We start from the raw sequence: 14,999 nt of genomic DNA, 5'->3' as shown, positions 1-14,999 counted from the left end.
GAGTTCACCCTGCTCTGCGTGCCGTACGGCGGCGGGTCCGCGGCGGTCTACCAGCCGCTGGCCCAGGCGCTGGGCGACCGGGTCGAGGTGCTCTCGGTCGAGCTGCCCGGCCACGACCCCGCCCGCCCCGACGAGCTGCCGCTGCCCCTGGAGGAGCTCGTCGAGGCGTTGTCCGCCGAAGTGGCGAAGTCCTCGATCAGCCGTCCGGTGGCCGTGTACGGGCACTGCGTCGGCTCCGCGCCGGCCGTCGCGCTGGCCCGCAGGCTGGAGGCCGACGGCGTGCCGGTGCTGGGCGTGATCGCGGCGGGCAGTCTCCCGTCCGCCCGGCTGCCCGGCCTGGCCAGGAAGCTGTTCCGCAGCGACCGCCTGGTCTCCGACCGGCTGTTCCGCGACGCGCTGCGGGCGTCGGGCGGCCTGCTCGACGACATGGACGAGGCCGCCAAGGCGACCGCGGTGCGCGCCATGCGCCACGACTCCACGCAGGCGCAGGAGTGGTTCACCCGGGAGCTGGCCGCCGACGGCCCGCGGCTGGCCGCGCCGATCCTGTGCCTGGTGGGCGAGCGGGACCGGGCCACCCAGTTGCACGAGGAGCGCCACGCCGAATGGGGCGCCTTCGCGTCGAGGGTGGGGCACGCCGTGCTGCCCAGGGCCGGTCACTACTTCCTGCGCCATCAGGCCGAGCCGCTGGCCGCCCTGGTGTTCGGCCAGCTACGGCGCTGGTCGGACGGGGAACTCCCGGATCCCGTGCGCCCGCCTGACCGGACCGGCCTGCGCTCCTTCTACACCGTCGCCGGCGGGCAGTTCGCGTCGGCGGTGGGCAACGCGCTCAGCGCCTTCGCGCTGGGCATCTGGGCCTACCAGCGCAGCGGCGAGATCCTTGACCTCGCGCTGGTCACGATGCTGGCGCAGATCCCGGCCGTGCTGCTCACCCCGCTGGGCGGCGCGCTGGCCGACCGGGTGGACCGGCGGCGGATCATGCTCGCCTGCGACGCCCTGTCAGGACTGGCGATGGGGGCGCTGGTGCTGCTGATGGCGACCGGCCGGCTGGAGTTGTGGAACGTCTGTCTCATCGTCGCCGTCACCTCGATGGTCACGGCGTTCCATCAGCCCGCCTACCTGGCGGCGATCGCGCAGCTGGTGCCCAAGCCGTACCTGCCGCAGGCCAACGCCATGGCCAACCTGGGGTTCGGCGCGGGCAACGTGGTGGCCCCGCTCGCGGGCGGCGCGCTGATCGGCCTGTTCGGGCTGTCGGCCGTGATCTCCATCGACGTGGCCACCTTCGCGATCGGCGTGGGCACGCTGCTCGCGGTCAGGTTCCCGAACCGGCTGTTCCACCGGCGGGAGGAGAGCTTCCGGGCGGCGCTGAGCGGCGGATGGCGCTTCATCCGCCGGCGGCGGCCGCTGCTGGTGATGGCGGTCTTCTTCGCCGTGGTCAACTTCTGCACCGCGCTGATGTGGGTGCTCATCACCCCGATCGTGCTGTCCATCGGCAGCTCGGCCGACCTGGGCGTGGTGACGGCCGCCGGAGGTCTCGGCGTGGCGGTGGGCACGGGCGTGATCCTGGTGTGGGGCGGCAGCCGACGCCGGGCGACCGGCATGATCGCCTTCGTGATCGGCTCCGGGGTCGGTGTCGTCCTGATGGGCGCGTGGCCGGTCGTGGGGCTGGTCGCGGTGGGCCTGTTCGTCCGGCTGGCCTGCATGAGCATCGGCAACGCGCACTGGTTGTCGGTCATCCAGACGAAGGTGGGCCCGGACCTGCAGGGCCGGGTTCTGGCGGTGAACGTCATGCTCGCCACGGCCATGCAGCCGCTGGGCTTCCTGTCGGCCGGGCCGCTGGCCGAATGGGCGGAGCCGCTGACCTCCCGGCCGGGCGGCGGCGCCGCGGCGGTGCTGCTGGCCAGCGGCGTCCTGCTGGTGATCTGGGGCCTGCTCGGGCTGCGTCACCGGCCGCTGCACCACATCGAGGACCTCATCCCCGACGCGGCGCCGCCCTCGGAGGCCGCCGTCGATCTGAACGCGATCCAGGAGAAGGTGCTGAACGGATGATCTTGGTATCCGCGTCCGACGTGCGGGCCGCCGCGGCCCGCATCGCGCCGTTCGTCCGGCGCACGCCGCTGCTGCGGCTGCCCGGCGAACGCCTGTGGCTCAAGCCGGAGAACCGGCAGCCCACCGCCTCGTTCAAGGTGCGCGGCGCCGCGAACGCGGTGGCCCGGCTGGCCGGTCGGGGCATCACGCACGTCGTGGCCCAGTCCTCGGGCAACCACGCCCAGGCCATCGCCTACGCCGCCGCCCGGCACGGCCTGCGGGCCACCGTCGTCCTGCCCGACACCGCGCCGGAGCTCAAGGTGGAGGCGGCCCGCGGGCTCGGCGCCGAGGTGGTCATCGTGCCGCCGGCGCTGCGCGAGATCACCTGCCTGGCGCTGGCCGACCATCTCGGGGCGACCGTCGTGCGCTCCGACGACTTCGACGTGATCGCCGGGCACGGCAGCGCCGGGGCGGAGATCGTCCTGGACCTTCCGGAGGCGGGCACGATCCTGGTGCCCGTCTGCAACGGCGGTCTGCTGGCCGGCGTCGCGGTGGCGGCCAAGGCCGCCGACCCCGCGATCACCGTGATCGGCGTCGAGCCCGAGCTCGCCGCCGACGGCGCGGCCAGCTTCCGCAGCGGCAGCCGGACGGCCTGGCCGGTGGAGCTGACCTACCGCACCCGGGCCGACGGGTTGCGCGGCCCCGTCCTCGGCGAGCTGGCCTGGGAGCACATCCGGCGGCACGTGGACGACATGCTGACCGTCCGCGAGGACGACATCGACGCCGCCGCCGACCTGCTGTGGGACCGGCTGGGCGAGCGCGCCGAGCCCAGCGGGGCCGTGACCACCGCCGCCTACCTGGCCCATCAGGCACTTCTGCCCGACGGGCCGGTGGTGGCGATCGTCTCCGGCGGCAACGTGGCGCCCGCCCTCCAGCCGGCGGCCCGGCAGGCGGAGTGACGCCGCCCTCGCGTCCCATGGCGCGGAACCACCATGGGACGCGAGGGGCGGGGACGGCCGCTACGCCTCTTCGGAGACCCCCAGGTACATCACGCTCGGGTGCGCGGGGTTGAAGGCGATGGAGGTGACCCGGTCGTAGGCGTTGTGGTTGACGGTGACGCGGTCCTTGCGGGACTCGTACTTGTAGATGTCCGTGCCGATCGCCGACCAGCCGGTCCCGAAGTCGAAGTAGAGGACGTCCGCGTCCTTGGGGTGCGGGGCGAGCAGCGGCCCGTTGGGGATCGTCACCACCGCGTCCTGGTCCACGGCGGGGGTGAAGTTGCGGCCGCCGTCGTCCGAGCGGTAGATGTGCCGGCCGCCGGACGGCACGCCGGCCTCCAGCTCCGCCAGGTTGAGCCCCATCGCCCACACGACGTTCCCGGCGGCCGGGGAGATCGCGGCGCTGAACACGTTGACCCGGTCGCCGTCCCCGGCCAGCCCCGCGGCCGAGGTCCAGGTGCGGCCGCCGTCGAAGGTGACGCGGGCGCCGGTGTCGGAGGCGCCGAGCACCACGTGGTCCAGGTCGTGCGGGTCGAACACCGCCGTGTAGGACATGCGGGTGTCGCTCGGTGACCAGGCCGGCACCCCGACGGGCTGCCAGGTGCGCCCGCCGTCCCGCGACTCGTGCAGCTGGCCCTGCAGGTCGGACGCCCGCAGGCGGTCGCCGTCGCCCCGGTCCACGCCGATCCCGATCAGGTCGCCGCCCGGCCCGGTGAGCGGCGTGACGCCCTCGGGCGTGGCGAGCGCCAGGTTGCCGTCGCGGTCCCAGGCGTAGGCCCGGCCGCCCTGGGCTGCGACCAGCTCGACGAAGGAGCCCTTGACCTCGCCGGCCACGTTCCAGGTGCAACCCGCGTCCTTGGAGGCCAGCAACCGCCTGTTGGACATGGCCAGCAACTGGTTCGGGCGGTCCAGCGCGACCAGCCCGGTGGTGTAGACGATCGGGCCGAGCACCTCGCTGGTGGACGCGATCTTCTTGCCGTCGTTCCACGCGTACGTCACTGAGCCGTCACCGGCGACCGTCTGGCAGACCGGCCGGCTCCAGCCCGAGCCGTCGAAACCCTCACTGGAGGTCCTCGCCATGGCGGGCGTGGCGGCGGACAAGACCGTCAGCGCGGTCGCGAGTCCGATGGTGAACGCCTTCTTCAACACTGCCTCCCCGACAGGAATCTGGTACGCGTTCGTTCCTATCGGTGAATGCGATGCTCAGGCTAGGTCTGCCCGCGGCTGGTTCACGCCATGGCAGGTATCTGTCAAACTGTTCGATCATGAACGCGGACGACAACGCCCTCGCCGCCGTCGGCGTGGACGCCGAGGACGAGCAGATCTACCGCACCCTGCTGCGCCGGCCGCGCACCACGCTGCCCGAGCTGGCCGCGCACACCGGCCGCACCACCGTGGCCCTGCGCCGGGCGTGCTCCCGGCTGGAGGCGCTCGGCCTGGTCAGCCGCATGGCCGGCCGCCCGGTCCGGTACGTGCCGACCAGGCCCGACGTGGCGGTGGCCGCCCTCATCTCCCGCCGCGAGGAGGGGCTGGCCCAGGCCAGGCTGGCCGCGCTCGCGCTGCTGGCCGAGACGCCGCGGACGGAGAACCTGGCCCCCGAGGAGCTGGTCGAGGTCGTCCAGGGGCAGGCGGCCGTGGTGCAGCGGTTCACCCAGTTGCAGCAGACCGCGACCGAGGAGCTCCTGGTCCTCGACCGGCCCCCGTACGCCCAGGACCCGTCCCAGCAGAACGCCCCCGAGATGGAACGCCTCGCGCACGGCCTCGTGGTGCGCGGCATCTACGACGCCTCGGCCCTGGAGATCCCCGGCAAGCTCCGTCTCGCCCAGGAGTCGGCGGCGGCCGGGGAGCAGGCCAGGGTCAGCCCCGAGGTGCCCATGAAGCTGGCCATCGCCGACCGCAGGACCGCCATCCTGCCGCTGAACGCCGACGCCTCGGCCCACTCCGGCAGCGCGGTCATCGTGCACTCCTCGTCGCTGCTCGACGCGCTGGTCACCCTGTTCGAGGTCCTGTGGCGGACGGCGCTGCCGCTGCCGCTCTACGACGCGCGCTCCCGCCCGGCGGACCTGCCGGACCCCGAGCTGTTCACGCTGCTCGCGGCCGGGCTCAAGGACGAGGCGGTCGCCCGTCAGCTCGGGGTGAGCCTGCGCACGGTGCACCGCAGGGTCAGCGAGCTGATGGACCGGCTCGGCGCCCGCACCCGCTTCCAGGCCGGCCTGCTGGCGGCGCGCCGCGGCTGGTGCGACCCGGACGCCTGACCGCCCGCGCAAAATCGTTTGCGGCCACCCACTTCGGCCGGATAGGAATCTCGGGTGCTGAAGGGCGGCAAGGTCGGGCTCCGGGCCCGCCACGAGGACGACATCCCGATCCTGCGGGCCGAGCTCTACGACGACCCGGTCTACTCCTCGCGGGCCGGAAACCGTCCGTGGCGGCCGGTCACGCCCGGCACGGAGGACTCGCGGCTCGTGGTGGACGACACCGTGGAGGCGGTCGTCCCGTTCTCCGTGGTGGACCTCGACGGCGGCGCGCTCGTCGGCGCGGCGACGCTGTGGGGCATCGACACCCACCACCGGTCCGCGCACATCGGGCTGGGGCTGCTGCCGTCCTGCCGCGGCAGGGGTTACGGCGCCGACGTGGTCGCGGTGCTGTGCCACTACGGCTTCGTCCTGCGCGGCCTGCAGCGGCTGCAGATCGAGACGCTGGCCGACAACGTCGCGATGTTGCGCGCGGCCGAGCGCAACGGCTTCGTGCGCGAGGGCGTGCTGCGCTCCTCCGCGTGGGTGATGGGCGAGTTCCTGGACCAGGTGCTGCTCGGGCTCCTGGTCCAGGAGTGGAAGCCGGCCTCGCGGAGCTAGGCGGGGCCGCTCATGCCCCCGCCCACCAGGCCCGCGGCCCCCGTGGCCGCGCGGGCCTGGCCTCGCTCAAGGCCCAGACCGCAAGACCGGCCCGGCACTCACCCGCCCGCGCCGGGGTAGTAGTCGTCGTTCGCGGCGGCCAGGGCGAGTCCGGTCGCGGCCAGCAGGCCGATCGAGGCCAGTCCGAGTGTCGTCTTGGTCATGCCGTCACCTCTCGTCAGTCCGATGCGTGTTCTCCGGCCGGGCACGGTATCCAGTGCACAACCCGGGGCCGCCGCCCGTCACCCTGTTCCGGCCTGAGCGGGAAGACGCAGGTCACAGCGTCGGCGGGGTCCCAGTCTCGGTGACCGGGCGATTGTCCGGCAGCCCCCCGCACCGGTCCGGACAATCGGCACGGCCGACGCCGGACGCCGCCTTGTAGCATCGGGGCATGATCTTCACAGCGAGCACCGCCGACGTCGCCGTCGTCCTGGGGCCGGGCGGTCCGGTGGGCACGGCCTGGCTGCTCGGCCTGGCGGCGGGCCTGCGCGCGGCGGGCGTGGAGCTCGCGGACGCCGATCTGCTCGTCGGCACCTCGGCGGGCGCGATCGCCGCCGCCGCCCTGACCTCCGGACGCGACCTGGACGAGCTCGCCGACCTGCCGCCCGCGGCCCCGGACCGGCGGGCCGGGGACCCGACCGTGATGCCGCGCGTCCTGCAGATCCTCAACGCGCCCGGCGCCGACCCGCGCGAGGCGCTGCGCCAGGCCGGCGCGCTCGCCCTGGAGGCGGACGCGCTGCCGGAGGAGGACCATCTGACCGCCATGCGCCGGCTCGTCGGCACCGGCTCCTGGCCCGGCCGCCCGCTGCTGATCACCGCCGTGGACGCCGTCAGCGGCGAGCCGGTGGTCTGGAGCGGCGACAGCGGCGTCCCGCTGCACGCCGCCGTCGCCGCCAGCAGCGCCGCCCCCGGCCACGCCGTCCCGATCACCGTCGGCGCACGCCGGTACATGGACGGCGCGCTCGGCGGCGGGTCCAACGTGCACCTCGCCGCGGGCGCGGGCGCGACCGTCCTCGTCGAGCCGCTCGGGCACCTGTTCCCGGGCCCGGCGGTCGAGCGGGGCGTGCGGATCCTGCCCGACCAGGCGGCGCTGGAGGCGTTCGGGCCGGACCTCGGCGACCGGAGCCGGTGGGGGCGGGTGTACCTGGAGGGACGCCGCCAGTCCGCCGGGCTCGCCGAGCTGGTCGGGCCGTACCTGCCGGGCCGCCCCGCCCCGGCCTGAACTGAGGCGTGCCCGGCACGCAGCGGATCGGTGCAGGTGCGCGTTCCCTGTGCATGAATGTCGATATCGTCGCCCGCGCTTCCCCGCCGCCGGCCGACGCCGCCGACGCGGTGGCCGGCCTGTACCGGGAGCACCGGCTCGCCCTCGTCCGCCTGGCCCTGCTGCTCGTGGGCGACCGGGAGAGCGCGGAGGACGTCGTCCAGGACGTCTTCTCCAGGTTGCACGGCAGGAGCCCGGCCGCCCTCACCCTGGCGTACGTGCGGGTCTGCGTGCTGAACGCCTCGCGCTCGCTGCTGCGCAGGCGCAGTGTCGCCGCCAGGGCGATCCTGCGGCGGCGGGACGACCCGGTGGACTCGGCCGAGACGATCGCGCTGCTGGGCGAGTCGCGGCAGGAGATGCTGACGGCGCTCGGCCGGTTGCCCCGGCGGCAGCGCGAGGTTCTCGTCCTGCGTTACTACCTCGACCTGTCCGACGCCGACATCGCCGAGGCGACGCGCCTGCGGCAGAGCACGGTACGGTCCACCGCCTCCAGAGCTCTGGAGCGGCTTGAGCGCGAGCTGGGAGGCCGGGCATGACCACGATCGAGGACCGGCTCAGGGACGCCATGGCGGCCAGGGCCGAGACGGTTCAGGACGACGGGCGGCCGCGGGTCGCGCCGCCGCCGCGCCGGAGGGCGACGGCGGCCCGATGGTGGTGGGCGCCGGTGGCGGTGGCGACCGCGACCGCCGCCGTGGTGGGCGTCACCGTCATGGGGACCCGGACGATCGGCTCCGCCCCGCCGCCCGCCGCGGCCCCGGCGGCGGCCGCCGGGCGCCTGTCGCCGCCGGTCGAGCAGGTGTGGCCGGGCGCGGTGCACGAGATCCCGGCGACGGGGCCCGGCGGCCGGGTCTTCGTGCCGGACGTGTTCGTCTCCGACCGGGTGGTGGCCGGCCGGGGGCTCACCGGGAACCGGCTCGACGGCATCTGGTCGTACGACCTCGACAAGCGCGCGTTCACCCAGGTCACGCAGTTGCGGGACGTCAAGGTCACGAACGAGCCGCTGGTCTTCGGCGACGGCTACCTGGCGTGGTCGGCGTTCCGGGACGACCGGTCGGAGATCTGGGCGGTGCCCGTCACCGGGGGCGTCCCGCAGCGGATCGCGGCGCTGCGGGCCGTGCTGTCCAGCGACAACGCCTACACCGGGCTCAAGAAGCTGGCCATCGCCGGCGGCATGGCCGTGTGGTCGCCCGCCGACGGCGGCGTCTACCGGGCCCCGCTCAAGGGCGGGAACGTCTCCCTGGTCAGCGGGACGAAGGGCTTCTACCTGGTCGAGTGGCCCTGGGCCGGATGGCCGGTGCACGACCCGACGGTCGACCACCCCGTCGCCCGGCCCCTGGAACACCTGAAGAACGTGCTCACCGGCCGGTCCAGGAACGCGGTCCCGGCCAAGAAGCGTTCGTCGTGGGCCGACTGCGGCCTGGTGTGGTGCCTCGACAGGACGACGGCCTGGCGGCGCGATGGGACGGACCGCCGCGACCTGCCCGCGAACGCCATGGGAACGCTCATGTCCGGCCGCTTCGTCCTGGTCAACCAGGGGGACGCCGGCGACCGCGCCCTGGCCCTGCATGACGTCGCCACCAGGCGCACCGGCCGGCTCTTCCCCGTGCCGACGCGCAGGGGCGACAAGGCCCCGCCCACGCTGTACTTCCACGACGACATGGTCCGGTTCCGGACGGCGCAGGGCACCCAGGTGGTGATCGACCTGAAGGCGGCCGGCCGCTGACCGACGGCCGCCCCAGAATCGTCCGGCCGGACAGGCATAGCGGGAGTGCCCCGCGCGCGTCTCAGGGGTGTCATTCACACGTTTGGAGGTGGTCGTGGACCCTGCGGACGAGCAAGGCTTCCGCGAGTTCGTCTCTGCGCGCTCGCCTGCCCTGATGCGGCTCGGGTTCATGCTCAGCGGCGGCGACCAGCACGCGGCCGAGGATCTCGTGCAGGCCGCGCTGGCCAAGCTGGCGGCCCGGTGGCGGCAGGTGGACGCCCCCGAGGCGTACGTCCGGCAGATCATGTACCGGCAGCAGGTGAACTGGTGGCGCGCGATCGGGCGGCGCGGCGAGGTGGTCCAGGCCGAGCCGCCCGACCGGCCGGGGGCCGACGGCACGCACCAGAGCGACCTGCGCATGGTGCTGCGCGCCGCCCTGGCCCGGCTCACCCCGAGGCAGCGTGCCGTGCTGGTGCTGCGCTACTTCGAGGACCTGCCGGAGGACCGGATCGCCGCCATGCTGTCCTGCTCGGTCGGCACGGTGCGGAGCACCACGTTCCGGTCGCTCGCCCGGCTGCGGCAGATCGCCCCGGAACTGGCTGCGGAACTGGAGGTCACCACATGAACCGGCTGCTTCGCGACACCATGGAGGAGTGGGCCGACGAGGTGCGGCTGCCGCACGACCTGGCCGACCGGGCGCTACGGCGGCGTGCCCGGCCGCCGGTCATGGCGGTGGTGCTGGCCGCCGGGATGGCCGTCGTCGTAGCGGTGCTGGCCGTCGGGCTGCACGGCCGGAGCACGACCGTGCGCCCGGCGAACGGCGTCACCGTGCCCGTGCGTCCGTCGGTGACGTCCACGGACGTGCGGGCCGACGTCGAGAACGCGCCGCCGAAGACGTTCGTGGCGGCGGGGGACGTGGCCGTCTCCGCCTACTTCACCACCTGGCTGGAGAAGACGCCCGGCGGCGAGCGCGTGCGGCGCACCTGGCACCTGTACGACCCCCGCTCCGACGGCTATGAGAAGACGCCGTGGGCCTGGCTGGACGTGGCGCCGGGGCTCCAGCTCGCGGCGGTGCTCCAGGGCGAGCGGATCGGCAGGCGGGTGGGGATCGTCGACATGAACACCCGGCAGGCCCTGGCCTGGATCGACCTGGAGCACGACGTCGGCTCGCTGGTCTGGTCGCCGGACGGCACCAAGGTGCTGGCCACGGCGTACTCGCAGTATCCGGAGCAGAGCCGGAAGCAGATGAGCAAGAATTCCTACACCGTCGAGGAGTTCGTCCAGCCCCGGATCGGCTTCTACGTCATCGACGTCGCCACCGGCCGGGCCGCCTACCACCCGCTGCCGTCGCTGGACCGCGACGGCAGCCCCGGGAACATGAACGCGCGCCAGGACCTCGGCTGGAGCCTGGACGGGTCCATGCTCTGGGAGCCCACCGACACCATGCCCGACAGGTTGTGGCTCGGCCTCGACGGCGCCCGCCGGGACGCACCGGCCGGCGACCGGTACATCGACTACTCGGGCTGGTCGAAGGTCTCGCCCGACGGCAGGCTGGCGCTGGACCGCGACCTGCCGCCATCGGTGCCCGGCCGGCAGCTGGTGCTGCAGCACCTGGCCTGGGCCGACAACGAGAATGTGGTGGTGCTGGGCTGCGCGGGCGCGTGCAAGAACGAGTTCGACAACGGCCTGGCGCTGGCGAGCGCCGACGGCCAGCGGATGATCCAGCTCACCGGCAGCCGCGACCGCGGCGGCGAGGAGACCTGGCAGTGGGTGCTCACGCGCCGGAACTAGCTCCGGCGCACGCCCCGAGCCCCGCGCCGTCTCCGGCACGGGGCTCGGGTAGCACGTCACTGTCCCGCAAGGGCACCGCCGTCCAGCACTACCGCTGCTGAGGGGCGGGCTCGGCCCGGCGGATCAGGCGTCTGCCCAGCCGCTGCGCCGGCGCCTCCACCCACCGCCACGTCAGCGCGCACAGACCGAGCAGCGCCGCGCACACCGCGGCCAGGAGCGTCAGCCGCGCCGCGAGCGGCACGTCCGACGGCTCCGGCAGGAAGAACTCGACGCTCTCCAGCAGCAGCGGGTGCAGCAGGTAGATCGAGTACGACACCAGCCCCAGCCAGGTCAGCCACGACGGCATCGCGCGGCGGCGCAGCGTCATCGCGACGGCGAAGGTCAGCCAGGCCGCCACGGTCGCCATCTGCGTCCCCAGCTCGGCGCGCGCCGGCCACATCCCCGCCAGCGGGATCAGCGCCACCCAGCGGAGGTGCCGGTGATCGAGCAGTCCGGCCTCGACGCGGTGGAGCACGGTGCCGGTGAACATGGTCGCCAGGATGAACAGCCCCTGCCAGGGCCCGGGGTAGCTCTGGTTGACCGCCAGCAGCAGCAGGACCGTGCCCGCGACGGCCACGGCGCCCGCCTGCCGGACGCGCCTGCCGCCGCGCAGGATGGCCGCCAGTCCGGCGGCCAGCACGGCGGTCACCACGACCACGACCGTGAGCATCCGGCCCGCGCCGCCCGCCGACAGCAGCGTCACCGGCAGCACCCCGGCGCCGAGCACGGCGGCCGCCGCGAACCCGAGCGCGGCCGCCGCGCTGCGCCGGTGCACGCCGAGGGTGAACATCGCGGTCAGCAGGAGGTAGAAGGCCATCTCGTAGGACAGCGTCCACAGGACGTTGGCCACGTTCGGCGCGTACAGCAGGTTCTGCAGCATGCCGGCGTGCGCCAGGGCCATGGCCAGCGGCCGGGTGTCCCACCAGACGTGCAGGTCGTCCCAGCCGAGCGCGGCGAGCAGCAGCATGCCGGCCACGCACACGGCGAACAGCGGCCACAACCGGAAGAACCGCGAGATCCAGAAGGCCCGCACACTGCCCCGGCGTTCCAGCGACGCGGGCACGATGTACCCGCTGACCAGGAAGAACACCAGCACGCCGTACCAGCCGGGATCGAAGACGGATTTGATCTGCGCCCGCGCCTCCGGCCACAGCGGTTCGAGCGCGTGCTCGAAGACCACCACCATCGCGGCGAGCCCGCGTAACGCGTCCAGCCAGGCGAGCCGCCCGGCCTTCGGCGAGGCAGAACCTTCGACCGCGAGGGGAGCACGAAGCATCCGGACATCGTAGTGAGAAATATCGTTTACAGCCTTAAGGTCATCCAGGATCAGGCGCTCATGAGCCGGATGCCCACACCGTCCGCGGCGGAACTCACCTCGCAGCGGCTGCCGTTGCGCGCCTGACCGCGCCCGCCGGGGTCACAGACCCGACATGGACGCGGCCAGGTACTGCCCGAGCTGCGGGATCCGCGCGTCGGACAGGCGGCTGGACGGGCCGGAGATGCCGGCCGCGCCGATCAGGGATCCGCGGATCCGCACCGGCACCGCGACGCACCGGACGCCGTCGAAGGTCTCGTCCCGGTCGACCGCGTAGCGGGCCTCGCGTGACTCCTCCACCCGGCGCCGCAACTCGATGGGGCCCCTGGCGGCGTTCTCCGTGCCGCCCGCGTAAGACAGGCGGGCCAGGTGGGTGTCGAGGGCCTCGGGATCGAGGGCCGACAGGTAGGCCTTCCCCAGCGCCGAGCAGTGCATCGGCCGGATCGTCCCTAACTGCTCGGAGACGGCCACCACGTGCCGGGTGGGGAAGAAGGCGAGGTAGACCATCGTGTCCTTGGCCGGCACCGCCAGGATCGTCGCGTCGCCGCACTCGTCGCGGATCGAGGCCAGCACCGGGTCGATGATCTGGCTCCAGTCGGTCTCCGGCGCCTGGATGAGCCCGTAGAACTTGGCCGGGACGATCGTGTAGCGCTTGGTCGCCTCGTTGCGGGCCACGTACCCCGTGGCGACCAGCTCGGCGAGCAGCCGCAGGGCGGTGCTGCGGTTGACGTCGAGCTCGCGGGCGAGCTCGGCGGCGGTGAGCGGTTCCGCGGAGAGCAGCTCCAGCGCCCGCAGCGCGCGCTGTATGGGAGAGGCGGTACGGCCGTCGGAGGCGTCGTTCGTACCGGGGCTCTGGTTCGTCGTCATGACAAGGATTGTCCGCCGTTCAGGCCGAAGAGGTGATCAACCGCTTCGCGGTTGGCCCTGAAGGATCTCTCGGCCTGGTCCTCCCAGCCGAAGACCTGCACGGTGAGGATGCCGTCGAACTCGACCGACTCCAGCGCCCGGCGCACCTCGGCCCAGTCGATCTCGCCGCGGCCGAGGTCGAAGTGCTGGTGGATCCGGCAGGAGACGCCCGGCGGGTTGACGATGGTGCGGCCGGGCCGGAAGGTGTCGGCGACGTGCACGTGGTCGAACCAGCCGCGGGCGAGCTCCACCTGCTCGGCGGTGCTGCCCTGGAGGTGGTAGGCGTGCGGCACGCAGTGCAGGTAGCGCAGCCGCGGGCTGCCGATCTCCTTGATCAGGTCCACCGCGCCGGCGGTGGTCTCGACGAAGTCCCACGGGTGCGGCTCGACGACGAGCTCGACGTCCTCGCGCTCGAGCACCGGAAGCAGGTCCTCGATCGAGCGCAGGAACGCCTTGCGGCAGGCGTCGGGCTGGTCCGGGTGGCCGGACAGCTCGGTGTTGATCCGCCGGCAGCCGAGCTCCACGGCGGCGGCGATGCCGTCCCGCCACCAGGCGACGGCCTGCTTGCGGACGTCCTCGTCGGGGCTGGACCACGCCTGGATCACGGCGACCGAGACGATCTCGACGCCGGAGGCGTCCGCCGCGTCGCGGAAGCCGCGCAGCTCGGCCGCCGAGGCGTGCATGGGGCCGAACGCCGGGATGAAGTCGTCGCGGTTGCCCATCTCCAGATGACGGTACCCGGCCTCGGCGGCCGCGCGGGCGGCGAGCTCGACCGGTCTGCCCTGGAGCATCGCCGGGTCAAGAGCGATCTTCATGCCACTTCTTCCTTCCAGACGCTGTCAGGGACGATGACCGCCTTGCCGGGGACCTGCCGGGCGCGAAGCGCGTCGAGCGCGTCGTTCACCTCGGACAGCCGCCACCGGGCGGTCGGTGAGAGCCGGATCCTGCCGGCCGCGGCCAGCGCGACGATCGACTCCAGGTCCTCGCGGCGGCCCGACCGGATGCCCCGGATGCGGGCCTCCTTGCGCGCGACGACGGCGAAGTCCACGTCAGGGACGCGAGCGTACCCGGCCAGCAGGTACGTTCCGTGCGGGTTCAGCGCGTCCAGGCCCGGCGCCATGACGGCGGGCACGCCCGTGCAGTCGATGACGGCGTCGACGGGCACGCCGGCCTCCTCGACCGAGGCGACGACGTCGTGGCCGGCGGCTTGGAGCGCCCGGCGGCGCAGCGGGGCGGGCTCGACCACCTGGACGGGCACGCCGCGCACGCGCAGCAGCTCGGCGCACAGGTGACCGATGGGCCCCGCGCCGAGGACGAGCACGCGGCGCGGATCGCGCTCCAGCGCCACCCGGACGCTGTTGGCGGCGGTCGCCCCACCGTCGACCAGCGAGGCGGCGTCCTCCCACGACAACCCGGACGGCAGCTCGACGAGCTGGGCCGCCCGTACGCGCAGGTGGTCGGCGTAGCCGCCCCAGGCGCCGAGCACGCCCGTGATCGACACCAGCTCCGGGCACAGCCGCTCGTCGCCGGCCCGGCACGCCGCGCACGAGCCCTCGCCGGTGAACAGGGTGATGGTGGCCCGGCGGCCGAGCCACTCCCGGGCTCCGGCGCCGGCCTCCACGACGACCCCGACCGGCTCGTGGCCGAGCACGAAGGGCGTCTCGGGCCGGTAGGAGTGCCCGGCCAGGACGTGCAGGTCGGTGCCGCAGATGCCGCAGGCGTGCACCCGCAGGACGACCTCGTCATCGGTCTCGGGCACCGGCCGCGGCACGCGCGTGACGTCGAGCCGTTCGCTCGGGATCGAGGTGGCCACGGCGGCCTGCATGGTGGCCGTGGCTGACGTTGCTCCCACTGGTCGCCTTCTTCCGGGGGGCAGGTTCGGTGTGCACAACAGCATCCACAAGTGTTGCGAGACATGCAACCCCTTGACGTCTCACGCAACACATTGTTCGAATCCACTGAGCAGTGAATTGCCAGGAAACATGCGGGTCACGGGGGTTGACATGCCTCGAATGTCCGCCATAGCGTCGGGCACCACTAACGTCCCTTGGTGCAACACAGTTCGTCTGAC

General features: G+C 73.5%; 14 protein-coding genes. 9 read left to right on the top strand and 5 right to left on the bottom strand.

What is annotated here, in order from left to right:
• A partial coding sequence (locus AB0J46_RS44635) for an MFS transporter (RefSeq protein WP_364341443.1) occupies window positions 1-2,046 on the top strand: 2,046 nt, incomplete at its 5' end.
• A complete protein-coding gene (locus tag AB0J46_RS44630; RefSeq protein WP_364341441.1) occupies window positions 2,043-2,984 on the top strand; it encodes a pyridoxal-phosphate dependent enzyme in 942 nt (313 codons plus the stop codon). The genes AB0J46_RS44635 and AB0J46_RS44630, both read left to right, overlap by 4 nt.
• Before the next feature lie 60 nt (window positions 2,985-3,044).
• Here the strand turns inward: AB0J46_RS44630 and AB0J46_RS44625 are convergent, their stop codons facing one another.
• Window positions 3,045-4,169: a hypothetical protein gene (locus AB0J46_RS44625; protein ID WP_364341439.1), complete on the bottom strand. Its 1,125-nt coding sequence runs from the start codon at window positions 4,167-4,169 to the stop codon at window positions 3,045-3,047.
• A 119-nt stretch (window positions 4,170-4,288) separates the two neighbouring features.
• Between AB0J46_RS44625 and AB0J46_RS44620 the strand changes: the two genes are divergently transcribed.
• The 7 genes from AB0J46_RS44620 to AB0J46_RS44590 all read left to right on the top strand — a co-directional run bounded on the left by AB0J46_RS44620 (window position 4,289) and on the right by AB0J46_RS44590 (window position 10,668).
• Entirely contained in the window at window positions 4,289-5,278 is a 990-nt protein-coding gene (locus tag AB0J46_RS44620; protein WP_364341437.1) for a LuxR C-terminal-related transcriptional regulator, read from the top strand.
• Window positions 5,279-5,332: 54 nt separating this feature from the next.
• Complete coding sequence (locus tag AB0J46_RS44615; protein ID WP_364341435.1) at window positions 5,333-5,875, top strand: GNAT family protein; 543 nt, start codon at window positions 5,333-5,335, stop codon at window positions 5,873-5,875.
• Window positions 5,876-6,305: 430 nt separating this feature from the next.
• Entirely contained in the window at window positions 6,306-7,136 is an 831-nt protein-coding gene (locus AB0J46_RS44610; protein ID WP_364341433.1) for a patatin-like phospholipase family protein, read from the top strand.
• Window positions 7,137-7,189: 53 nt separating this feature from the next.
• Window positions 7,190-7,711, top strand: a complete 522-nt coding sequence (locus AB0J46_RS44605; protein WP_364341431.1) for a sigma-70 family RNA polymerase sigma factor — start codon at window positions 7,190-7,192, stop codon at window positions 7,709-7,711.
• Complete coding sequence (locus tag AB0J46_RS44600) at window positions 7,708-8,898, top strand: hypothetical protein (RefSeq protein WP_364341429.1); 1,191 nt, start codon at window positions 7,708-7,710, stop codon at window positions 8,896-8,898. Before AB0J46_RS44605 ends, AB0J46_RS44600 begins: the two co-directional genes overlap by 4 nt.
• A 94-nt stretch (window positions 8,899-8,992) precedes the next feature.
• Window positions 8,993-9,502 (top strand): SigE family RNA polymerase sigma factor, encoded by a 510-nt coding sequence (locus tag AB0J46_RS44595; protein WP_364341428.1) that lies wholly within the window; start codon window positions 8,993-8,995, stop codon window positions 9,500-9,502.
• Complete coding sequence (locus AB0J46_RS44590) at window positions 9,499-10,668, top strand: hypothetical protein (protein WP_364341426.1); 1,170 nt, start codon at window positions 9,499-9,501, stop codon at window positions 10,666-10,668. Before AB0J46_RS44595 ends, AB0J46_RS44590 begins: the two co-directional genes overlap by 4 nt.
• An 88-nt stretch (window positions 10,669-10,756) precedes the next feature.
• Here the strand turns inward: AB0J46_RS44590 and AB0J46_RS44585 are convergent, their stop codons facing one another.
• From AB0J46_RS44585 to AB0J46_RS44570, 4 genes are all read right to left on the bottom strand, one after another.
• Complete coding sequence (locus AB0J46_RS44585) at window positions 10,757-11,983, bottom strand: acyltransferase (RefSeq protein ID WP_364341424.1); 1,227 nt, start codon at window positions 11,981-11,983, stop codon at window positions 10,757-10,759.
• 141 nt (window positions 11,984-12,124) lie between these two features.
• Window positions 12,125-12,889, bottom strand: a complete 765-nt coding sequence (locus tag AB0J46_RS44580) for an IclR family transcriptional regulator (RefSeq protein ID WP_364341422.1) — start codon at window positions 12,887-12,889, stop codon at window positions 12,125-12,127.
• Complete coding sequence (locus AB0J46_RS44575) at window positions 12,886-13,743, bottom strand: sugar phosphate isomerase/epimerase family protein (protein ID WP_364341420.1); 858 nt, start codon at window positions 13,741-13,743, stop codon at window positions 12,886-12,888. Before AB0J46_RS44575 ends, AB0J46_RS44580 begins: the two co-directional genes overlap by 4 nt.
• On the bottom strand, window positions 13,740-14,780 hold the full coding sequence (locus tag AB0J46_RS44570) for an alcohol dehydrogenase catalytic domain-containing protein (RefSeq protein ID WP_364341418.1): 1,041 nt from the start codon (window positions 14,778-14,780) through the stop codon (window positions 13,740-13,742). Before AB0J46_RS44570 ends, AB0J46_RS44575 begins: the two co-directional genes overlap by 4 nt.
• Window positions 14,781-14,999: the final 219 nt, after the last annotated feature.

The organism is Nonomuraea sp. NPDC049758, assembly GCF_040674635.1.
In the GTDB taxonomy this organism is placed as follows: Bacteria; Actinomycetota; Actinomycetes; order Streptosporangiales; family Streptosporangiaceae; genus Nonomuraea.
This window is presented reverse-complemented; position numbering and strand designations above follow the sequence as displayed.